The organism is Legionella maioricensis (genome assembly GCF_023618015.1).
Classification (GTDB): Bacteria; Pseudomonadota; Gammaproteobacteria; order Legionellales; family Legionellaceae; genus Legionella; species Legionella maioricensis.
This window is the reverse complement of record NZ_JAJKBJ010000007.1, coordinates 82387-105124: the sequence shown is the minus strand read 5'-3', so window position 1 is coordinate 105124 and position 22738 is coordinate 82387. Positions and strand designations below refer to the sequence as shown.

Genomic DNA, 22738 nt, shown 5'->3' with positions numbered 1-22738 from the left:
TATGTGAGTTGTCTGATGATGAAATAATAATAAGTCGCTAATCTTCATACAGGCTATATCACCTTACCCGATTTTTCTCTACAATAGAACTTTAACTAAAATTAAAGCAATTATGTATAAACCATTAGCCCTTTTCATAGGGTTGCGTTACACGCGTTCCAGAAAGAAGAATCATTTTGTTTCCTTCATTTCCTTTAGCTCCATGTTGGGCATTGGTTTAGGGGTAATGGTATTGATCACTGTTTTATCGGTGATGAACGGGTTTGATCAGGAAATTCATCAGCGTTTTTTTGGAATGGCTCCTGAAATTACCGTGAGCGGGCCTAATGAGAAATTAAGTGATTGGCCTGACCTGGTTAAAAAAGTAAAAGCACTTCCGGAGATTAAAGCGGTTGCTCCCTATGTTGGTGGACAAGGTTTGTTGACTCATGATGGCCAGGTCTTACCTATCATATTGACAGGGGTATTACCTGAACAAGAGCAAGGAGTGACCCATTTAGAGGATAAACTGCTTGCAGGAAGTATGAAGAATTTAAATCATTTTGGCATGATTTTAGGTAAGGGGCTTGCTGATAGTTTGGGGGTAATGATTGGCGATAAGGTAACCGTTATGATTCCTCAGGCAACGGTAACACCCGCTGGTATGATTCCTCGTTTTAAACGATTCACGGTAGTTGGTGTTTTTTCAGCTGGAACCGGATTTAATTTTGATACGAAACTTGCTTTTATTAACATGGAAGACGCACAAAAATTACTTCAGATGGGAAATCAGGTAACCGGTATCAAAATGAAAATTAATAACGTGTACCAGGCGCCTGAATTATCTAACCGCTTGTCTCATCTTTTAGGGGAGCAATATCAAGTAGGGAACTGGACTCAACAATTTGGTGCTTTTTTTCAGGCAGTTAAAATGGAAAAAACCATGATGTTTATGATTTTATTATTAATTATCGCTGTAGCCGCTTTTAATTTAGTGTCCTCCCTCGTTATGGTCGTTAATGACAAACAAGCGGAGATTGCGATTTTAAGGACTATAGGTGCAAAGCCATCGACCATCTTGTGGGTGTTCATCGTGCAAGGCATGATGGTAGGAATTGTTGGTACTTGTATAGGCTTGGTTGGCGGCTTGGTTTTGGCTAAAAACGCAACGGCAATCGTCAATGGGTTGCAGGCGCTGTTTCATGTTAAGGTCTTATCTTCCAGCATTTATTTTGTTGACTATTTACCTTCTGAAATTTTATTCAGTGATCTTTGGCATGTATGTGCCATGGCTTTATTAATGAGTTTTGCCGCGACAATTTATCCTGCCTGGCGGGCCTCAAAAACGGTGATTGCGGAGGCTTTGCATTATGAATAATCCTATTTTAACAGGTCAAAAAATCTCTAAATCCTATAATGATGGTGCTTCCAAGGTTCATGTATTGAAGGATGTTGATCTAGCCATAGAGAAGGGGGATAGAGTGGCTATCATTGGCCCTTCCGGTTCGGGTAAAAGTACTTTGTTGCATTTGCTCGGTGGTTTGGATAAGCCAACTAGTGGTGACGTATGCATCAATGCGGTGAGTTGGCAAAAAATCAGCGAAAAACAACGTTGTCAATTACGGAATCAACATTTAGGATTTGTATATCAATTCCATCATTTATTGCCAGAGTTTACTGCGCTGGAAAATGTAACCATACCCTTATTATTGTCAGGGATAGAGGTTAAAAAAGCAGAACAACAAGCCAGCGACATGTTAGAGAAGGTAGGCCTTAAGGCAAGGCTGGAGCATAAACCGGCGCAGCTTTCTGGTGGAGAGCGGCAAAGGGTAGCTATAGCGCGTGCTCTAGTGCATCAACCTCACTGTGTTCTGGCAGATGAACCTACAGGAAACCTGGATCAGACTACAGCGGCAAAAGTATTCGATCTGATGTTGGATCTCAATAGGCAAATGAATACGGCCTTGGTAATAGTGACTCATGATTTGCAAATTGCAAAAAGGATGGATAGAGTGTTAGTTCTGCATGAGGGGGCTTTATTCAATCAAGAATAATTTAACAAGGAGAAGTGGAGATGTTAACTAAAAAGAGCATTGATAACGGAGCGGCTCAAGAAAAGGCAGATGAGGAAAATCAATTAACCGCCCCACATACCTCAACACTATTTTTTAAAAGAAAGAAATCTGGTTATCATCCTTCTGCAAGAAACCCTGTTAGAACTGCAGTGCAAGGACGGGATGAAAATAACCCAGAGCCCACCAGTTCAGGTGAAGAGCCTAATGAACCGGAACCCTTTTATTCACCTAAAGCCGGTTTTAATAGAGCTCAATATGAATCAAGAGATACAGGACGAGCACCAAATGATTCACATGAAATATCTTATAAATCTTTTTTAATAAGCACTATGTGGAAACGAGAAACAGAAGAAGCGCTTGCTGACCGGGAACATGACTCTGCCCTGGATAAGCGCGCTTCTCTCGATTATTCCATCTAATAGTCAGCATGACCTGGTGTGCGTGGGAAAGGAATTACATCACGCACATTACTCACTCCAGTGACATAACTAATCAAACGCTCGAAACCCAAACCAAAACCGGCATGGGGTACAGTACCATAACGACGCAGGTCTCTGTACCATTGATAATGTTCTTTATTCAGATTGCATTCGTCCATACGCTTGTCCAGAATGTGTAAACGTTCTTCACGCTGGCTTCCACCAATAATTTCACCTATTCCAGGTGCTAAAACGTCCATAGCGGCTACAGTTTTTTCATCATCATTGAGTCGCATATAAAACCCTTTAATTTCTTGAGGGTAGTTAGTCAGGATCACTGGTTTTTTACAGTGTACTTCTGCAAGATAGCGTTCGTGTTCTGATTGTAAATCAAGTCCCCAGCTTACGGGAAATTCAAATTTGTGATCACAAGACTCTAGAGTTTTAATCGCATCCGTGTAGGTCATGATTTCAAATTCAGCTTCTGCCATTTGCTCCATACGCTCCGTACAGCCTGGAGAGACAAACTGATTGAAAAAGTCCATATCATCAGCACGCTCATTAAGAACAGTTTTGCATAAATAGCGCAACATCTTTTGACTTAATTGACAAATATCATCGAGAGTGGCAAACGCGATTTCCGGTTCTATCATCCAGAATTCAGCTAAATGACGGCTGGTATTGGAGTTCTCGGCGCGGAATGTTGGGCCAAAGGTATAGACTTTAGACATGGCCATGCAATAGGCTTCAACATTCAATTGACCTGAAACAGTAAGGAATGTTTCTCTACCAAAGAAATCTTTGCTGAAGTCAATTTGTCCCAAGTCATTTTTAGGTGCATTTAACATATCTAAAGTGGACACTCGAAACATTTCACCAGCCCCTTCACAATCGCTGGCAGTAATGATGGGGGTATGAATCCAAAAATAACCTTGTTCATGGAAAAAGCGATGAATGGCTTGTGCTAAGCAATGACGAATGCGAGTTACTGCACTAATAGTATTCGTTCGTGGGCGTAAATGAGCCACATCACGCAAAAACTCGAGGGTATGGCGTTTTGCCTGAATGGGATAAGTATCTGGATTCTCTACCCAGCCGGCTACTTCAATATGGTCCGCCTGAATTTCAAAAAACTGACCTTTACCTTGAGAGGCGACTAATTTACCAGTAGCTGTTATGGAACAGCCCGCGGTTAGTTTCACTACTTCTTCGTGATAATTTTTTAACCCATCAGTCGCTACAATTTGAATTGGGGAAAAACAAGAACCATCATGTAAACTGATAAATGATAAGCCGACCTTAGAATCACGTCGGGTTTTTACCCAGCCGCGCACTGTAACGGTTTCATCTACACTAATTTCACCTTCCAAACATTGTTTTATGGTAAAGACATCTGTCATTATGTACTCCAAAATCGATAAAGAGTCTGCTTTATTTTTAAATAGAGATGATACACTAAATAAAATCAGTGGGGGAACACTATGATGCAAAGAGTTTTATTAGTATTGCTATTTTTTTGCTCTTTTTTTGTTTCAGCAGGTGATACTGTATTAAAACTGTATAGACCCTTTGGTGAGGTAACCGAGCAGACCCCTCCCATAGTAAAAAATAAATTAAGCGGCCAATGCGATACGCAATCGCAATTGATTTTGCGAGAAGATGCCTGGCGATGTATGGCAGAGGGCAAAATATTTGATCCTTGTTTTGCTAAAGTGTCCAATAATAAAACCGAGGTAATATGCCCCCAATCTCCCTGGGTAGGTGACAGCGTCCAAATTGAGGTGTCTAGCCCTCTAAATAACGAAAATCACCTTACTTTAGATATGTCTCGTGTTTTTCCCTGGGGTATAGAATTAGCCAATGGTGAACACTGTCAGGCTATAGAACCGAATGAGGTCTATGATTCTATGCCGGTGCGATATCGTTGTTCTAATCAAAATGTACTCATTGGTTATTTGCAACGATGTAAGGCTACATGGAGTATGTTAGAAAAGACTCCCCAGGGAATAGTAACCGTCAATTTAAGTAAGGCATGGTTTTAAAAGAAAAAAGGGTGAACATTAAATCGTTTGGAACACACCAAAATAACTTGATAATTTTACCTAAAGCATCTTTACTTAATAGTAGGAAATGGTTTTAGGGAGAAGAGATATGGTTCATGAGTATTTTCAGACCTTCATATTGTCACAGATATTTGGGGTATATATGGTAATCATGGCGATTATACTAGCCAGTCGTTCCAAGTATTACAAAAATTTGCTTAATCACCTTAATCCTAATGGCATAGGCGTGCTGTTAAGCGGGTCTATGGGGTTATTATTAGGCTTGTTTTTAGTGACCATTCATAGTTTTTGGGATAGGCATTTTGTTGTCGATTTGCTCAGTATTTTCTTATGGTTTATTTTAATTAAATCCATACTTATATTATCCTTCCCTGAAAAAGTTATTTCACTCAGCCAAAGATTATATAGTGGGAATGGTTATTATATCATGGTGCTTATAATGGCCATAGTAGGTATTATCCTGATGACAAACGGCTATTATTTGTATATGTAATTTAAGGAGTGTCTGGAGCTGCATTTTGAAAAGCAACCAGCTTTAAACAATAATCATTAATTTGGTTAATAAGTGGGTAATCATCCAGACTAAAATTAAAGCGTTTGGCATTATATACCTGCGGTATCAAACAAATATCAGCCAGACTGACTTGATTTCCAAAACAAACAGGTTTACTGCGTTCAAGAAGCTCCAATCGTTTTTCAAAAGCATCAAATCCTTCTTTCAACCAATGGTGGTACCAATCCATTACCTGGGCTTCATTCGCGTGAAATTGCATTTTTAAGCGGTTTAACACGCGTAAATTATTCAATGGATGCATATCACAAGCTATAATTAAGGCCAGAGATCTTAAGGCCGCTTTAATTAAAGGCTCTTTGGGGAGCAAGGGAATTTCAGGATAGGCTTCCTCCAAATATTCAATAATAGCTAAGGATTGATGTACTATTTGCCCATTAACGTCCAGGCTGGGCACAAGGCCCTGCGGATTGATCTGGTGGTATTGCGGGGTATGGTGTTCCCCGCCATGATTTACCAGATGGATTTCTTTTTTTTCATAAGCGATATTTTTTATATTTAAAGCAATACGAACTCGATAACAGGCTGTAGAACGGAAATAGTCGTAAAGGATCATAGAAAATCCTTATAATGAGTTACCATCTGATCTATAGCACCGAAGAGACTGTTACCCTGTTTGTCTAACATTTCAATGCGAACCCTATCACCAAAACGCATAAATGAAGTATGAGGCTTACCTCCTTCCAAAATCTCCAGCATTCTTTTTTCAGCGATACAAGAAGAGCCTTGGCTGCGATCTAAATTAGAGACAGTTCCAGAGCCTATTATAGTTCCTGCAGTTAATACTCTTGTCTTTGCAGCATGTTGGATGAGTTCAGGAAAAGAAAACGTCATATCTATCCCTGCATTAGGTTGACCAAATAATTGCCCGTTCAAATGAGTGAGCAGGGGTAAATGAACGCGTTGTTTATCCCAACTGGAACCTAATTCGTCAGGAGTGATGGCAACTGGAGAAAAACTGCTGGCTGGTTTGGATTGAAAAAATCCAAACCCCTTGGCTAATTCATCAGGGATGAGATTGCGTAGCGATACATCATTGACCAACATCAGTAATTTAATGTGTTGTTCGGCCTCTTTTTTATTGATCCCGATGGGAACATCGTCAGTAATAATCGCTACTTCCGATTCAAAATCGATCCCATGCGCTTCATCAACTGCCACAATTGGGTCTCTTGGCCCTAAAAACGCATCTGATCCACCTTGATACATCAATGGATTAGTCCAGAAATCGGAGGGCATTTCTGCACCTCTGGCTTTTCTTACTAATTCAACATGATTAACATAGGCGCTACCGTCTGCCCATTGATAAGCACGGGGCAGGGGAGAGGCGCATTGATGGGGATCGAAAGCAAAGGTATTGTCTAAAGTACCTTCGTTTAATTTTTGATACGTTTGTTGTAGCTTTTTTTCTACAGTCTGCCAATGATCCAGGGCATATTGAAGGGTTGTTGCAATTTGGGGCACTCGTACTGCTGTGGTTAATGTTTGATTGACCACGCATAATTCTCCGTCACGAGAGACGGCTGATTTTAAACTGGCAAGTTTCATGGGGGCCTCTTGAAAATGGGTCCTAAAAAGGTAACTCTTCGTTTACGTCCCGCCGCTTGTCCGCGGGACGTCGGGATGTTCTTTTTCCACGGATTTATTGGGAAGTACCAAAATGTACAAACCTCAACTCACTTCTTTTAAAGTACCGCGTTTGATCTGGTCTCTTTCAATTGCTTCAAATAAAGCCTGAAAGTTACCCTCTCCAAATCCCTGGTTACCCTTACGTTGAATGATTTCAAAAAATACTGGGCCAAAAATGTTTTCGGTAAAAATCTGTAGCAATAATCCGTGTTGCGGATCACGTTCTCCGTCCATTAAAATTTTTTCTGCATTTAACTGAGCGACAGGTTCTTGATGCCAGGGAAGGCGTGCATCAAGCATTTCATAATACGTATCGGGCACATCAAGGAATTTAACCCCTTGTTTTCTTAAGCTGTTCACCGTTTTATAGATGTTTTGAGTCGTTAAGGCTACATGTTGTATGCCTTCACCATGGTAGTCATGAAGAAACTCTTCAATTTGAGAATGGTCATCTTTTGATTCGTTTAAAGGGATTTTAATTTTTCCACAAGGACTGGCCAGCGCTCGACTGATGAGTCCGGTCATTTTCCCTACAATATTAAAAAAGCGAATTTCCTGAAAATTGAAAATAGACTCATAAAACTTAGCCCATTTATCCATATTGCCTCGAAAGACGTTATGTGTCAGGTGATCAATGGCTACCAGCCCATTCCCTGAAATTGCTGTTGTAGTATTTATTTTCCATTTTTTATTAAAAGGCTTATAGGTGTCATCTACAAAATAAATAACACTGCCACCAATGGCATTGATTGCAGGTAAACCATGATGAGCATGGGAACAATCTTCAAAAGCGGTAGCACCGTGCTTGATGGCATATTGGAAGGCAGCATTGGCGTCTTTGACTCTAAAGCCCATTGCACAGGCGCCTGCTCCGTGTGTTGCACTATGCTCTGCAGCTTGACAGTTGCTTGCTCCATTAACGATAAACTGAATTTCGCCCTGCTGATATAAAGTGATGTCTTGATCCTGATGGGTAGCTACTGGTTGAAAACCCATTTCAACAAATTGTTTTTCCACGCGTTTTTTATCCGGTCCGGAAAACTCTAAAAAAGCAAAACCATCCAATCCACAGGGGTTATTATTTGTTTGCATCAGTAGATACTCCTTGTATTTATATTTGAACTGAAACCCGCAACAGCTGTTGCTTTTTACGGGCTGCAATTATTAAACTGGTTGTACTAAAAAAAGCCCATCGGCTATAGGTAACAAGCTTACAAATACTCTCTGATCATTTTTGATTAGTTCATTCAGTTTTTTAATTTCTCTGGTTTGGCCGCCGGTTTCACGGGGATCGATTACTTTACCATCCCAGAATACATTATCTATAGCAATTAATCCTTGAGGTTTAATCAGCTTTAATGCCAATTCATAGTAATTCAGATAATTGGTTTTGTCAGCATCAATGAAAATGAAATCAAATTGGTGTTCCCAGCCTTCGTTGAGCAAAGCATATAGCGTTTCAAGGGCTGGGCCCAAGCGTAATTTTATTTTATTTTCCTGTTTGGCTTCGCGCCAGAATGGATGTGCTCTTTTTGTCCATTCCGCACTGATATCACAGGTAATGAGCTGGCCATCATCCGGAAGAACCAGAGACATTGCTAATGCACTGTATCCCGTAAAAGTTCCCAACTCCAGAACATTTTTAGCACGAATCAAGCGCAAAAGAAATTGCATGAATTGCGCCTGTTCCGGAGCCACCTGCATATTAGCCAGTTCCATAGTGGAGGTTTCTTTGCGTAAGGCTGTCAAAGCAGGATGTTCACGCAAAGATTTATCTAACATGTACTCATATAACTCAGGGGTAAGTGGTAGATGTTTCATTGTAATTACCCGTTTAAGCCAATTTTTCTTTTGCTAAAGTATCAGCGATTTCACTGGCAGGTAAATTATCTTTAGCAGATCGAGTAAATATTTCTATTAAAGAAGTATAAATGCCATCAATTTGATCGCTTACTTTTTCTTCAGGGGTATGTAAGTATTTAGACGCGGCAAAAATTAATCCACCAGCATTAATGACATAGTCAGCAGCAAATAAAATGCCTTTCTCATGTAATTTCTTACCATGGAAACTATGTGCGAGTTGATTGTTAGCAGCTCCTGCAATTATTGTGGTTTGCAATTGAGAAATAGTAATATCGTTAATTATTGCACCCAGAGCGCATGGGGCAAAAACATCACAGGGAACTTTGTGAATCACGTCAGTACTGACTGCTTTGGCGCCTAATTCTTTTACTGCCAGTTCAACTGCTGCAGGAGAAATATCGGCCACAGTCAGGGTTGCACCCATTTCATGTAAATGTTTCGCCAGCAAATAACCGACGTGACCAAGTCCTTGAATTGCTACATGGATACCGTTTAAATTATCTCTACCTAATTTAAAAGCTACTGCAGCCTGAATTCCTCGCAAAACGCCTTTGGCTGTAGATGGAGAGGGATCACCATTATGTTTGGATAAACTGGCAACATAGTCGGTATGTTCAGCAATAATATCCATATCACTTAACACGGTTCCACTATCCAGGGCAGTAATGTATCTTCCATTTAATTCATTAACAAATTTTCCAAAGCGATGCATGTATTCAGTTCGATTGAAAGCACCTTTGGGTTTGATGATGACCGATTTTCCGCCACCTAAAGGTAAATTAACAGAAGCAGCTTTAAAACTCATTCCTCGAGCGAGACGCATTGCATCATTAAGAGCAGCGGCGGTACTTGGGTATTCAATGAAACGACATCCACCTAAAGCAGGGCCTAATTTAGTGCTATGAATAGCAATCATCGCTTTCATCCCTGTTTCAGGATCCACTTTAAAGTGTAAATCGCCAAAACCATGAGATAGTGCATAGTCAAGAAAATCCTCTTCCGCTATGGCGTGGTTATCATTAGTTATATTGTCAACAGACATCATTGGTTGCGCTCCTCTTGCAATAATTTGGAACAAGTTATAGACCTATTCTTTGATTAAATCAATGGATCGGTTTGATTTGATTCTTCTTGAAAAAAAATCATTCGAAAATAAGATTATCTGATAATTGGAGTGTGCAAATATAGATTAATTATCTCCATCAAATGTAGCCGTATTCGGGTAGTATTATTTTATATAAAATTTTGATTTATTGAAGAAGAATAGCTGTCAAATAGCATGTCCACCATCTATTTCAAATACCTTCCCCGTAATCCAGTCTGCTTTTTTTGATGCAAGAAATGAAACAAAATTTGCGATGTCTTCTGGTTTTCCTGGTCTGTTTAAGGGGATGTTGCTTATATAGTACTCCCACAACTCAGGATTACTAATAGCTGTGTCTTCGTTCATTCCTGCTTCAATAACTCCCGGTGCGACAACGTTTACGCGGATACCATATTGTGCCAAATTAAGGGCTGCGTGTTTTGTCCATTTATTCAAGGCGGCTTTCGAGGCCCCATAACCGATACCTTTGGGCATGGTTACATTACCGCTAATCGATGAAATGTTGATAATCGAACCCGCTATCTTGTTTTCAATCATATTTTGGGAACAAATTTGTGTTAAATAAAGAGGAGATATAGTATTCACTTGAAATACTTGCTGCATTTTTTCAGGGCTTAGTTCAAACAAGGTTTCGCGACAGAGCATCCCGGCATTGTTAATTAAAATATCCACATGCCCTAGATAATCAATTGCCTGCTTTGCAAAAAATGCGACCTGTTCCATTTGGGAAAAATCCGCATAGAAAGCTTCCGCAACACGGCCAGTGTCTTTTATCGCTTTAATCGTTTCTTCAGCCCCTTTTGCGTCGCTGCGATAGCTAATGACGAGGTCAGCTCCTTGTTCAGCAAAGTTCTGCGCAATTTTTCGACCAATACTACGGTTAGCTCCTGTAACAATTACTTTTTTGTCTTTAAATTCCATTATTACCTCTTGGCGATCTGATAAGAGATTTTACTGCTATTTACTAAGGGGCACCAATATAAATAACAACCGGGGCAAACAGCAGCATCTATAAATATTAATGTTCAAGGTTGCATGCTGAGCTTTACAGCCCAGCCTACGCTTGCTCCCACAACTCAGGATTACTAATAGCCTTGTCTTCGTTCATTCCTGCTTCAATAACTCCCGGTGCGACAACGTTTACGCGGATACCATATTGTGCCAAATTAAGGGCTGCGTGTTTTGTCCATTTATTCAAGGCAGCTTTCGAGGCCCCATAACCGATACCTTTGGGCATGGTTACATTACCGCTAATCGATGAAATGTTGATAATCGAACCCGCCATCATTTGATTAAAAAAATAACGTTAACTATAATTTTAAAACAAATTGTTGTAGTTACTTAAAGAGCAGTCTAATGAAAATTATAGAGATACTCGATAAATTAAAACAAAAACCTCCAATTCCCCTTACAGAAGAGATCAGAGGGCAAATTGAAAAGATAAGAGATTTATGTGACAAAAAATATTGTGTAAAGAGAACATATGGAGAAGATGCCCTAAATAGAATGATTCTTCTCGATAAAGAAATCGCAAAACTATTGACTCCTGAAGTCATACAATTTCTTTTTACACAAAAAAAACCAACAGCTAATGAGCAAACAATACGTGATGATAGAACAATAAGAAATATAAGGGATGTGATTTATTATGGTTTTATAAATGGATTATTACCTATTAAATTTCTACCGAATAATGAACCGACTTATGGGCTTACAAAATATCAACAAAAACAAGCAAATTATGAGGAAAATACTCTTTCAATTGTTAGAAATATTGTTAGTGCCGCAGGGGTTGATTTATCTCAAATTGAACCCTTGAATGAATCCAGCCTTTATGAGAGTTCTTTGAGCACCCAATTCGAAGTAATTACTGGGACAATCAACATGATTGCACCAAACGAAACGCTGAGAAAAGAACTCATTAAAGTAAATACATTTACATTTGAAACTATCATCTCTCAAGCTGATACCGGATTTGAGGCTTTACGAATAGCAATTACGGATAAGTTAAAGAATGAAGATCAACAAATCAATTTAGATAGTTTCTGTGAAGCATTTCTTAATGATCCGGAATTGATATTAGATGCCGATATAGGACATTCCCTTTTAGATAGAGTGCATATGGAGGCAGCAATTCTCAGTAATAAAAAAATCACTGTAGGAGAGAAAGAGTATACTTATCAGGAAATTTTACGAGAAATGGTTAAAAAAATATCAGATAACCCAAATAAATATCCACCATCTGCAAAGCAACAATTATTTTTACGATTTTCCATCGTAGAAAATGATTTAAAGAATCGCTTTAATGAACAATTTCAATTAAATAATTACATGAAAAACTATAATAGCTTGGATGAGTATCAGCAAGAAAAAGTAGTTAAATATTTTACTGGAATGATTCTTTCAAGCAATGAAAATAATTTACAAATTTGGCTAAAAAAGAACAATCCCGATTTATATAAGGCTGTAGGAGCAGAAATAAAGGACATCTACAACCAGCATGTTAAGGTTCTTACAGAACATAGAGATACTTTAGTGAAGCGTGTGTTAAAAGCAGATACCAGCTCAATCCTGGGCGACCGAGAAGTTATTACCGATAAGGATAAAAAAACAGTAAGCAAATCAATATTAAATGGGGAGATAGTTGGTTCTTTTTCGCCAGACTATTATGACTCAACTACAAAAATAAACGAGCTCCTTGTACATGCAAATACGATAAATACAGCTCTTAATAAAGCAATTCAGGTTCTACCACCCCAAGACTCTGTTGATGAATTATCATTGTACCGAAGTAAAATGGCAACCATAAAAGGCTCTCTGGAAAAAAAGGATGAGAGACTTGGAGTCACAGGTTTTGACATACTTAAGAAAGACACTAGTAGTTCCTGGAGCCAACTTAAGAGATTTATTTTAAATATGGTTAATTTGTTCACTCCTGCATTTTTACATGAGTATGCCCCTCCTTTGCAGCATAAAGGACATCGTGTTGAAAAAGAGTTTGAGCTAATTACGAATGCAATAAATCGCTTTAAAGAAATTAAACTGCAATTCAAAGAAGTTATACAATCTGAAAATATAGGCGAAGAAGAAAATAAAGACGAAGAAAAGCACGCAGATCTGGGTTTAGGGGCATAGGTATTTCAAACCACTTATTTCCAGTCCACGCTTGCTGATGCAACTATAACATTAGAAAAACACTCCGACAGATTATTGAGGAGAGCCGCGAACTAGCAAAAAAGCATAGTTCGCGTATTCAAGATTAAAATAGTTTTGCACAGCGCTCTGGGGTAGTTCTTTCATCTAAGCCTAACTCTTCTTTAGCTCGTGCTGATTCACCTGGTGCAGTGAAGAACGTGCTTATACTATTTGAAAAATATTGCTTAGGTAAATAGGGCTTACCTGAATGCAAGTATGCCGGTTTTCCCTCTAAAGCAGCTTGGTTTAATAAGGCTCCAGGCACAGCCTGAGCTACTCTATCCGCAGCAAATGCTGCCTCTGAACCATTAATATTAAAATTGAAATAAAAACGCCAAAATATAGTAAGCGTAGCCTGGGCTGGAAAGCCTGGCAAATGATTTGATGAAGGGATTGGTACCTGAATTAATATTATGTTTTCGAGTTAATAATCAATTTCTGGGTAATGCTCGAGGTTGCGCGCTGGGCTTTACAGCCCAGCCTACGTTAGCTGGAAGCATTTTCTGCAGTGGGAAAAGTCAGTATCGCATCCATAATGCTCACCTTTTTCAAATGTCGCATCAGTATCTTTTAATACGGGATAATCAAGATTAATAAATATCGTATTAAAATTGGGGAGCATCCAGTTCTCCGATGATCCTTCAGGAGAAGATAGGTCGCACAAACTTAGACTATTTTTTTGCAAACGAGTAATCAATTTCATTTTAATTCTTAAATGAACTAGGGGATGGTGCTTGGATTCAATGATAGAAATTAAGCGTATATCCGCGTTCTTCATTGAGGTATTTTATGAAAGAACTCGGAAAAATGCTCAAATTTATATTTCTAACTTAGAGCCTGTATTTCTACCATAGAAGAACTGGTCATTCCCAGGCGACTTGCCGCCGCATTAGAAAGATCTATAATTCGCGTTCCATAAAAGGGGCCGCGATCATTAATGCGAACCACCACTGTTCGTCCATTTTTTACATTCTTAACTCGTAGTCGGGTATTAAATGGAAGCGTAGGATGTGCAGCCGTCATAGAATACATATTGTATCGCTCTCCATTAGATGTCTTATGATGATGGAGGCGTTTACTATAAAACGAAGCTAGTCCGCGTGCTTTATATCCTTTTGCAGATCTAAGAGGTGTATATACTTTCCCCTTAACTTTATAAGAAGTTATTTCATGTCCCGAAGGCTTTGTTTTCATGCAGGCGGTTAAACTAAATAACAATCCTGTAATGACAAAATAATGCATAGTTCTAATGGCTAATCTCATGCTTATCCTCAAATTTCCAAATGGGCCTGGAAACATAACATATTGATTAAAGTCTGGCGACATATTCGTTGAATACAGAGAATACTATCTGATACGGGCTCCTTTAACATAATATTAGTTTTTTTGTTTTGCTTAGATCAATTTTATTTTTTGACAATGAACCACATCCCTGTGGCAATATCATATAAAAATTAAACATAATTCCTTTTTGTCACCTCAATCGCTAAAATAAAGAGAGACTATTTTGCATGGAAGATTTCAAAGTAGGATCTGCTAATACATCCGTATTAAAATACTGAGCAATTCCTTTGGCAACAGTTCCATACTCTCCACTTTGGGTTAGCTGTTCCGCCTCAACAAGTTCCTGAGCTATAATTGGCCAATTATCCTTTAAATTATCAACTGTTAAAGCATTAATGTGTTGTTTCAATTCAAGGGCTTTGGGGACCTGGGGTATATCGACCAAGCTTGCTTTAAAAAAACCACGAACGTAATTACGGGCTGATGCAACTCCTGTCCAAATTTTCTCTCCCAACTCTGTTTGAGTGTAACTTCCTCTATTTTTTATATAGTTATTAAGAGAAAGGGTGGCTAGAGTTTTAAATGTCATTAGAACTTGCTCAGGCACTTCAGCTGAATCACCAAGATCACTGTTAGATAAGGGGTTAAAATCAAGAGTACTCATAGATAACGGGTTAGATAAGTTGGAAGTACTTAATTCCTCGGATGGAAGAGATACTGTCGTATCAGTCTCTAAAATTATTGTGGTAGGACTCATTTCGGCATTAAAAACTTCATCAATAGCTTCATCCATTTCTTCCCTAACTATTTTTTGCTCTGGTAAGCCCCCTATATAGCTCATTGTCAATTGCGCATTTTCAGCTTGTCTCCATTGCTGTGGAGTGGTCTTACCAAAAATACTGTTATATCCAATATAAGTTACCCCGTGAATCTTTACTTCTCCAGGCGAGCCATCATGACCATGTCGAAACCGATAATTATAAGCTGCGACCTTAACTTCTTGACCAATCTCAGTCAAGCGTGGCCAAATAAAGTTAAATATTGGATTTGACCCAGAAGGAGGGGTTGTGAGGGCCTTATACATGGGGCTATTTTTATCCATTAGACCTTCAGAAAATATAATGTTTAACTGATCTAAAACATACGTTAAGTCATCCACCGATGCGTAGATATCCTTATGGAGATTAGAGGGAAGAAAGTCCTGCATTGCTTTATCTATGGCACTTAAAGTTAAAGGAGCATGACCCATAATATCAATACTGCCATCTTCTTTACGGACATAATCTACAAGTTTAAGTGCAGGTAAATAAGCCCTTTGAATCATATCCTCCACTTCTTCATAGGGAATAATGTGATTATCAATTAACCATTTTAATCGAGTAAGAGAATTGCAAGGAGATAACTCCATAGTTAATTTTTTTCCAGGGGCTAATGCTCCTCTTAAGAAATTACTTAACAAGCATTTATCATGATTTGATAGAAGGATAACGCCACGTAACTCAGGAAAAGCCAAACGCATTTCCAATAAGACAAGCAGGGACAGAAGATCGTTACTTCCCCTGTCAGCAAGCATATCTCCAAAACAACGCAAAGTGACGTCGTTCGGAACCTGGGCATGTGAAAATCCATCACGTAAAACATCCCTAAAATGTTGCAAAACCTTTGGGTTTAAAGCACTGCGATCCCTTATAAGAGAGTCAATCTCGTAAATTTTTGTTAATTCAATATATTGATCTTGGTTGATGTTAATTATACCTGCCTCGTATAGATATCTTACCAGAGCAATTGCATTTCCATGAGTGTCTCCGGCGGAGAAAGAAGAGCCCGCTTTTGGGGGAATGTAGCCCTGTGCCGGAAGGGATAGAATATTTGAGATACTACGGCAAACAAGTTTTTGGTCGTACATAAATTACTCACTTTGATTTTCTTGATTAAAATAAATTATAGACTTTTTGTAACTATTTGGTGCGATCTGATAGATAAATAAACTCATCTATACTCTCATGGAGTACTCTCGTTGGATGGAGTTGAAAATTATTTTTAGAAACATTAATTCCCAAGTGAAATCCTTTTACCTTGGTGGCTGGCATTATTTTTGTTCATAAGTAAATATTTCGTATGAAGTATACTTATTTAAAATTAAGGAAATATTAAATAAAATGCGCATTACGCGATCATAAATCACATTATTACCACAACTTGTTTTGAAGTGAAGAAGGAGAAAATGGGCAATGCTTATATGAAAATGGCAAAGGAGAATATTTTGGGGCAACTTTCAATTTTTATTTAAATTTCATTATGCCAGGGTGCATTTTAATTTTGCATGTACGTATAATCAATGAAGCGCGACCTGTATTGGAGAGAGTTAAGTTGGGGAAGATTGCTTGACTAATCCATTAAAAGGCCTCTTGTTCTTTGCGCCGGCTGAGCCAAAATCATTCGAGGCGGTTAGAAGCACCGTATGATATACGATGCTTGAGTTGATAATTTGACTCATGGTGCGTAATCAGAATCAGAAGACAAATCAATTTCCGCGCTTTTTCTTAAGTTTTGCATGGCAATCCTAAATTCTTTATATGATTTGGCAGCTTTATCTACATCAATTACCCCGGTGTTTGGATCATACGCAACTTCCCCGGCCCCTCCCATAAATCCTCTAGGCCTTGCTATTTCCTCTAAAATAGGGAAATAGGTTTGTAGTGGGGACTCATTGTCGAGGTTTAGATTTCGGTCTGCTATAGGAACAGTAGCGAGAGCTGCTTCAATTTTATTCGCTTTCGCACTGGATCCAAATTCCATTTTCGCTGCGAGATCCGTAAGTGTTTTTTTCAGAGTATCTGTTACTGGTTTTAATTGTTTATAGGTATTATGCAAGCTTTTATCAAGTTTTGATAATTCTTTTAAGCTTTTACTTTGGACTATTTCTTGTTGTTTATCGTGAACAAAATGAGTCATTACGTCATCATTTTTAAATCGACATCCATCTATGCTTCTTAATTTCTGCATACACCCTCTCTTTTTCTCGTCCATGACTTTATTAAGTATCTTATTAAAATCTAAAGGAGGTTTAGCTAGTTGCTCTGCGGTTTTCCCCTCTCTATCCTTAAGCGTGTAGTCCGCTCCAGCGCTAAGTAAAAGTTTTACCATGTGTTTATCGCCTTTTTCTGCTGCAAGCATGAGCGCGGTTTTTTGATATTTATCGACATTGTTTATAAAAGGGCATTTAGAGTGGGCAGTAACCAACTTCCTCACCATGCTATGATTACCATCGTTTATTGATTCTAATAATGTATAACCGGCTTCCCTAAGGCCTGCCGAATGTAATACCTTTTTGAATGATTGGCTTTCCCAATCCTGAATTTTATAGAGCAGATACTTTGGATTTGCTCCTGCTTTAAGTAACACTTTTATTAAAGGGACATTCTCTTTTTGAATCGCAAAATCCATGGCGTTAAACTGATTATTTTCTTTCGCGTTAATGTCTGCACCAGCAGAAAGTAACTCCCTCACAATATTGATATGACCAAGTTTAACCGCAAGAAGAAGTGCTGGATTGTAAGTTTTTTGATAAGGCTGTTCTTCCTTAGACTCAACTCTGGAGCGCTTTTCAAAAGCAATTAATTGTTGTACACCAGTGAGGTCGCCTTTTTTTACAGCTGAAATAAGTTGAGAATCGGCTCTGGGGGGAAGAAGGGCGACTTGTTTTTCTAAATCTTTTAAAATATCTGGGGGTAATAAAATCCCGCCATACTTAACAATATCAAGAAGGTCTGCAGGATTTTCTGATAATGCTTTCCCTGGATTATTCTTATACCAGGTTTCAATTTCATCACGCCAATGCAGGCCTGGTTGTTTTTTATGATTATATACTAATAACCATTGATCTCTTGAGTAGATAGCAAGAGGATCATTCGTAAATTCGGCCGCTGAGAATTCGTTAAGTCCCATATCCAAATCAATAAGTTTTATACCATCCACAGTACTAAATTCATTTTGAGGACTCTCATGATGAGGCATAATGCAATAATCTGGATGTGCTAATCCGTTCTCGTTCGCTTTTTTTAATGCGTGAATGAAAGTAATTAATGATGCTTCATTTATAAACCCAATGTTCTCTATTTTGGGCATAATATACTCAAATTCTGCATGATTTGGAGGTAAATTGGCATTTCCTGCCCTTTTATTATTATGCAAACCGATAATAAAATGCTGATCAATTTTAAGATCATGGAGAACAAATTTTTGATCTAAAAGTTTCAGATTCGTTTCCTGCGACTCGTGCAGATTTTTCATAGGATTGTCATCGTGGTAGGCCGTTTTGAAATGCTTAACGGCTTTGTCCTTGGTTTTGGTAAAAACCACTCCTTGCAGCCCTTTATCTAAATAGGTTCTTGAATGGTGTGATTCTTTATTATGACTCTTCCACATTTCAATGTGTTCCATAGGTCTAGGTGGATTATCCGGACTATACTTGACAGCATAGACGGTTCCTTTATGGCGAAATACCTTATACTGTTGTTGGTGGGGATTTAGATAATGGCTGCTTATATCCATTCCTTGACGGACTACGTCTTCCAATTTTGCTCTCATTCCATTCACCTTATATCTTATCTAATGCAAGATAATGAACGTCCTTGTGCGGGATAAATGGTTAAACCCAGACTTGAACATTTTTCAAACCAAATGTTTATATAATTAAATTATAGTTCAAAAATAAATGATACAAATAACTATTTGATATATATGAGATTTTTTTTGGAAAATAAATATCTTTATATGTGGACACTGTACTTCCTACTCTATTCACTTTTTGTTTATGGTTGGGGATTGATGATGTTAATCAATGTATTAAACGTTTTTATTGCAAAACCTGGCGAGAAATAGACCTGGGAATAAAAAGCAGTGTCCATTAGAATGATTTGGTGTCCGAGGGGTTGCTGGTATACACTAATTTAAATTTAAATCCAGAATGGAGCTCATGATGAAACAGGTTGCCGGGATGCTTGCTTTAATGACTATTACGCCTTTTGCTTTAGCTGCAGATGTGATTGTTCCTCAAATGGTACTTGATAAAATTCTATTTCAAATTTCTTCTAAACAATGGGTTACTACTCAAACAGCTCAGTTAACGGTGAGTATTAATGCCACTTTAACTAACGCTGATTTGGTGAAAGCTCGTGCTGATATGATGGAGAGTTTAAATAAAATTGCTAAGGGTGATTGGCATTTGACTGAATTTGATCGCTCTCAGGATAGTTCCGGTCTGGAAAAACTGTATGTGCAAGCCCAGGTTCGTGTCGATCAGGCTACTTTAACTGATATTTATCAAAACGCTAAAACAGTCACTACCCCAGGAACTAAATATGAAGTAAGCGGAGTGGATTTTAAACCCAGTTTAGAGGAAACACAGACCGTTCGTGCTAAAATACGTGAACAGTTATATCAACAGGTCAATGAAGAAATTTCACGAATGAATAAAGCCTATCCGACACAAAATTATAGTGTCAGTAATTTGGTATTTGTAGAGGGTGGGGAGAATGTTCCTCAATCGCCAAGAGCCTATCAAGCTAAAGAAATGAATACTATGGTGATGGCTGCAGCGCCTTCTCCGCTTACTGTAAGTAATGAATTGGTGATGACAGCAATAGTTGAAGCGGCCTCAAATCGTACAGAGGCTTCCTCTAAACTGACGGTTCCAGCCCCAGCCCCCAAATCTGCGGCAGTGACATCAAATACTACCAAGGCTGTTGCCAGTGCTACTGAAGCCGCTGCTCCTAAAACAGCCCATGCGCCTCAAAAAACTTCCAAAGCTGAGGCCTCTTTACAAACTACTGCGGTAGTTTCAAATCTTACTGAAGCCGCTGCGAATCTTATTGGCGCTGCCTCAAATCGAATACAGGGGAATTAATTTTGTTGGTTGTAGATAAAGTAATCGGGCATCGGGGGGCATCAGCTTATGCTCCTGAAAATACTATAGCTGCGTTTGATAAGGCTCTGTCATTAGGTTGTCGTTTTATCGAGTTTGATGTGATGTGCAGTTCTGATGGTGAGCCTTTTATCGTTCATGATGATAATTTAAAAAGAACGACAAATGGACGGGGTGAGGTGGGATTGGTTGATGCTGCTTATTTACAAACTCTCGATGCGGGCTCCTGGTTTTCCAGACGGTTTAAAGGCGAACATATTCCTCATTTCAAAGAGGCTTTAAAATGGCTTTCTTTTTCTGATGTACAAGCCAATATAGAAATTAAACCTTATAAGGGCGCGGTGGAGCAAACCACGGTGGCCGTATTGAGTCATATCCATCGCTATTGGCCGCAAGGTAAGAATTTGCCTTTGGTTTCCAGCTTTGAATGGGAGGCTTTGGTTTTATGTCGGAGTATTGCTCCTGAAATGCCCTTGGGTTTATTACTTCACGAGTGGGATGAGCACTGGTTACAAAAAGCAAAACAATTAGAGTGTTACTCCATTCATTTTAATAGAAAAATATTAACCGCTGATCGGGTTAAGGAAGTAAAAAATCAGGGTTATATAGTTTGTGCATATACAGTGAATCGTAAACGTTTAGCGAATAAATTATATGCTTGGGGCGTGGATGCTGTTTTTAGTGATTACCCAGATTTATTAACATGAACACCATCATTTTGTTGTTATGTACTTTATTTTTTAGTTCTTTAGCCGTTGCTGAGCGAATAGAATTGGTTCTTTGGCATGGCATGGCGGGTCATTTAGGTGATGAGGTTCGCTTACTTGCTGATGATTTTAATCACAGTCAAAGTGAATTTACTATTAAGCCAGTATATAAAGGCGATTATACTGAAACCCTGACCAGTTTTGCTGCGGCATTTAGAGCCCATCAGGCTCCGGCAATAGTACAAATTTTCGAAGTGGGTACTGCCATCATGCTTTCTCCTAAAGGAGTAATTAAGCCGGTTGATGCTTTAATGCATGAGCAGAATATGAGCCTGCCCAAGGATGATTTTATTCAGTCTGTGCGCGAGTTTTATAGTAGGGATGGCCAATTGATGGCCATGCCCTTTAATCTTTCCGCACCAGCCTTGTATTACAATCGCGATATTCTTGCTAAAGTGGGATACAGCCAAGCTAATTTCCCTCGTACTTGGGATGAGATGGAAGTGCTGGCAGAAAAAATTAAAAAAGCAGGCTATGATTGTACCTATACTACTGCCTATCCAGGGTGGGTGCTTTTTGAATCTTATTTGGCGATTCATGGCTTACCTCTGACGGAAGATCATCCGGCCCGCGCAGTTTTTAATACGCCACAGCTTGCCAGACATTTTCAACGTTTAAAGCGTTGGCATGATTTGCATTATTTTCGCTATGGTGGGCGAGTAGATGACGCGACCATTTTTTTTACCAGTGGAGTATGTCCTTTATTTAGTCAGTCTTCTGGTGCGTATAACAGTTTATTGGCATTAGTTCCGTTTAAGCTGGGTGTGGCTACCATGCCTTTGGATACTCAAGCCAGTTCAATAAGGCATGCCAATGTTGCCGGAGGAGCTGCTTTATGGGCTGTTGCTGGTCAAGATGAAGCACAATACAAAGGAATTGCTCAATTTTTTATTTTTATTGCCAAACCAGAAGTCCAAAAACGTTGGCATGAGCATACGGGTTATCTGCCCTTGGGCTTGAAAGGAATATATGCTGACATCGTTCAATCCAGTAATCATCCTTCGTTATTATTAGCTCGTAATGATTTAGAAGATAACGTTCATGGGAAACCCTTTAAACATTCAGGTCCGCAAAATCAGATTCGCGGTATTAATGATGAGGTTTTAGAGGCCATGTTTGCGGGTTTAATTAGCTCTGAAGAGGCTTTGCATGAAGCAATAGTGCGCTCAAATCATGTTTTATTACGTTTTTCCCAAAATACGCGGGAAGGACAATGACTTAAATTGTCATAGTCTCATGGCTATAGGAAGTGCCTTTTGATTATGAAGATAAAGGCGTTTAACAAAGGTTGTAAATTAATTTTAAGGATAAAATAATGCTAATTCGATTCTCCAAAATACTTTGTGTCGCTGCTATTTCTCTTTTTTGCGTGCTTACAGCTTTTGGTAATATTTCTGATTATTATGGTAATTTTCCTTTGGTTGAGCGTGCTTTAACCATGAGAGATGCATTTCCCAATTCAACAATCACTTATCGGGCTATCACTAATCCTGTACTGCATCATTTGGCTTATCTCATCATTATCACCATGGAGACTTTAACCGCGCTTCTTTGCATTGTTGGCACCTGGAAATTATTTCGGGCCCGAAATCAGAGTGCAGTCCTATTTAATAAAAGTAAAAACTGGGCAATAGCAGGACTTACTTTGGGTTTTCTCACCTGGCAAGTATTGTTTATGTCTATAGGTGGTGAATGGTTTGGCATCTGGATGTCTCAGATTCTTAATGGGGCAATAGCCACGGCTTTTCATATTTTCATTACTGTTTTAGCAGTGCTGATTTATGTGGGGATAAAGGATGAGTGAGGATTAGGAAAGAAACTAAAGGAACAATCAAACTAAAATATAAGTGAATAGGAACTGA

Annotated in this window: 21 protein-coding genes and 1 pseudogene; 10 read left to right on the top strand and 12 right to left on the bottom strand. The window is 38.8% G+C overall.

Annotated features, from left to right (window positions below):
- Positions 1-112 precede the first annotated feature (112 nt).
- Genes LOX96_RS07750 through LOX96_RS07740 form a run of 3 tightly spaced genes read left to right on the top strand, consistent with a single transcriptional unit; the run spans position 113 to position 2473 of the window.
- Entirely contained in the window at positions 113-1357 is a 1245-nt protein-coding gene (locus LOX96_RS07750; protein WP_250422200.1) for a lipoprotein-releasing ABC transporter permease subunit, read from the top strand.
- Complete coding sequence (gene lolD / locus LOX96_RS07745; protein WP_250422201.1) at positions 1350-2033, top strand: lipoprotein-releasing ABC transporter ATP-binding protein LolD; 684 nt, start codon at positions 1350-1352, stop codon at positions 2031-2033. Before LOX96_RS07750 ends, lolD begins: the two co-directional genes overlap by 8 nt.
- A 20-nt stretch (positions 2034-2053) precedes the next feature.
- A complete protein-coding gene (locus LOX96_RS07740; RefSeq protein ID WP_250422202.1) occupies positions 2054-2473 on the top strand; it encodes a hypothetical protein in 420 nt (139 codons plus the stop codon).
- On the opposite strand, the gene asnS is transcribed toward LOX96_RS07740, so the two are convergent.
- Positions 2470-3873, bottom strand: a complete 1404-nt coding sequence (gene asnS / locus LOX96_RS07735; RefSeq protein ID WP_250422203.1) for an asparagine--tRNA ligase — start codon at positions 3871-3873, stop codon at positions 2470-2472. The two genes, LOX96_RS07740 and asnS, sit on opposite strands and share 4 nt — an antisense overlap.
- Before the next feature lie 81 nt (positions 3874-3954).
- On the opposite strand from asnS, the gene LOX96_RS07730 reads away from it, so the two are divergent.
- Together LOX96_RS07730 and LOX96_RS07725 are read left to right on the top strand one after the other, a co-directional pair.
- A complete protein-coding gene (locus tag LOX96_RS07730) occupies positions 3955-4515 on the top strand; it encodes a hypothetical protein (RefSeq protein ID WP_250422204.1) in 561 nt (186 codons plus the stop codon).
- 109 nt (positions 4516-4624) lie between these two features.
- A complete protein-coding gene (locus LOX96_RS07725; protein WP_250422205.1) occupies positions 4625-5029 on the top strand; it encodes a hypothetical protein in 405 nt (134 codons plus the stop codon).
- Between the two features lies 1 nt (position 5030).
- Here the strand turns inward: LOX96_RS07725 and maiA are convergent, their stop codons facing one another.
- The 7 genes from maiA to LOX96_RS07690 form a co-directional block, all read right to left on the bottom strand.
- Positions 5031-5663, bottom strand: a complete 633-nt coding sequence (gene maiA, locus LOX96_RS07720) for a maleylacetoacetate isomerase (protein ID WP_250422206.1) — start codon at positions 5661-5663, stop codon at positions 5031-5033.
- Positions 5660-6655 (bottom strand): fumarylacetoacetate hydrolase family protein, encoded by a 996-nt coding sequence (locus LOX96_RS07715; RefSeq protein ID WP_250422207.1) that lies wholly within the window; start codon positions 6653-6655, stop codon positions 5660-5662. The genes maiA and LOX96_RS07715 overlap by 4 nt, the downstream gene beginning before the upstream one ends.
- Before the next feature lie 123 nt (positions 6656-6778).
- Positions 6779-7828: a 4-hydroxyphenylpyruvate dioxygenase gene (hppD, locus tag LOX96_RS07710; protein WP_250422208.1), complete on the bottom strand. Its 1050-nt coding sequence runs from the start codon at positions 7826-7828 to the stop codon at positions 6779-6781.
- A gap of 72 nt (positions 7829-7900) precedes the next feature.
- Positions 7901-8557, bottom strand: coding sequence for an O-methyltransferase (locus tag LOX96_RS07705; protein WP_250422209.1), 657 nt, complete (start codon positions 8555-8557; stop codon positions 7901-7903).
- Positions 8558-8570: 13 nt separating this feature from the next.
- Entirely contained in the window at positions 8571-9644 is a 1074-nt protein-coding gene (locus tag LOX96_RS07700; protein WP_250422210.1) for a Leu/Phe/Val dehydrogenase, read from the bottom strand.
- Between the two features lie 225 nt (positions 9645-9869).
- Entirely contained in the window at positions 9870-10625 is a 756-nt protein-coding gene (locus LOX96_RS07695) for an SDR family NAD(P)-dependent oxidoreductase (protein WP_250422211.1), read from the bottom strand.
- A 136-nt stretch (positions 10626-10761) separates the two neighbouring features.
- Entirely contained in the window at positions 10762-10992 is a 231-nt protein-coding gene (locus LOX96_RS07690; protein ID WP_250422212.1) for an SDR family NAD(P)-dependent oxidoreductase, read from the bottom strand.
- 68 nt (positions 10993-11060) lie between these two features.
- Here LOX96_RS07690 and LOX96_RS07685 point away from each other — a divergent pair, with 68 nt between their 5' ends.
- Complete coding sequence (locus tag LOX96_RS07685; RefSeq protein ID WP_250422213.1) at positions 11061-12839, top strand: hypothetical protein; 1779 nt, start codon at positions 11061-11063, stop codon at positions 12837-12839.
- Positions 12840-12963: 124 nt separating this feature from the next.
- Here the strand turns inward: LOX96_RS07685 and LOX96_RS07680 are convergent, their stop codons facing one another.
- The 4 genes from LOX96_RS07680 to LOX96_RS07665 all read right to left on the bottom strand — a co-directional run bounded on the left by LOX96_RS07680 (position 12964) and on the right by LOX96_RS07665 (position 18773).
- The gene (locus LOX96_RS07680; RefSeq protein WP_250422214.1) at positions 12964-13275 is read right to left on the bottom strand and encodes a hypothetical protein; all 312 of its coding nucleotides are present in this window, start codon (positions 13273-13275) and stop codon (positions 12964-12966) included.
- A 449-nt stretch (positions 13276-13724) separates the two neighbouring features.
- The gene (locus tag LOX96_RS07675) at positions 13725-14162 is read right to left on the bottom strand and encodes a septal ring lytic transglycosylase RlpA family protein (protein WP_250422215.1); all 438 of its coding nucleotides are present in this window, start codon (positions 14160-14162) and stop codon (positions 13725-13727) included.
- Positions 14163-14385: 223 nt separating this feature from the next.
- Entirely contained in the window at positions 14386-16089 is a 1704-nt protein-coding gene (locus LOX96_RS07670) for a hypothetical protein (RefSeq protein ID WP_250422216.1), read from the bottom strand.
- Positions 16090-16676: 587 nt separating this feature from the next.
- A complete protein-coding gene (locus LOX96_RS07665; protein WP_250422217.1) occupies positions 16677-18773 on the bottom strand; it encodes an ankyrin repeat domain-containing protein in 2097 nt (698 codons plus the stop codon).
- Positions 18774-19164: 391 nt separating this feature from the next.
- Here LOX96_RS07665 and LOX96_RS07660 point away from each other — a divergent pair.
- The 4 genes and pseudogenes from LOX96_RS07660 to LOX96_RS07645 all read left to right on the top strand — a co-directional run.
- Positions 19165-19857 (top strand): annotated as a pseudogene (locus tag LOX96_RS07660) (hypothetical protein); the annotation flags it as partial.
- Between the two features lie 236 nt (positions 19858-20093).
- A complete protein-coding gene (gene ugpQ / locus LOX96_RS07655) occupies positions 20094-20816 on the top strand; it encodes a glycerophosphodiester phosphodiesterase (RefSeq protein ID WP_431606640.1) in 723 nt (240 codons plus the stop codon).
- Positions 20813-22093, top strand: a complete 1281-nt coding sequence (locus LOX96_RS07650; RefSeq protein WP_250422218.1) for an extracellular solute-binding protein — start codon at positions 20813-20815, stop codon at positions 22091-22093. The genes ugpQ and LOX96_RS07650 overlap by 4 nt, the downstream gene beginning before the upstream one ends.
- A 98-nt stretch (positions 22094-22191) precedes the next feature.
- The gene (locus LOX96_RS07645; RefSeq protein ID WP_250422219.1) at positions 22192-22680 is read left to right on the top strand and encodes a DUF2165 family protein; all 489 of its coding nucleotides are present in this window, start codon (positions 22192-22194) and stop codon (positions 22678-22680) included.
- Positions 22681-22738: the final 58 nt, after the last annotated feature.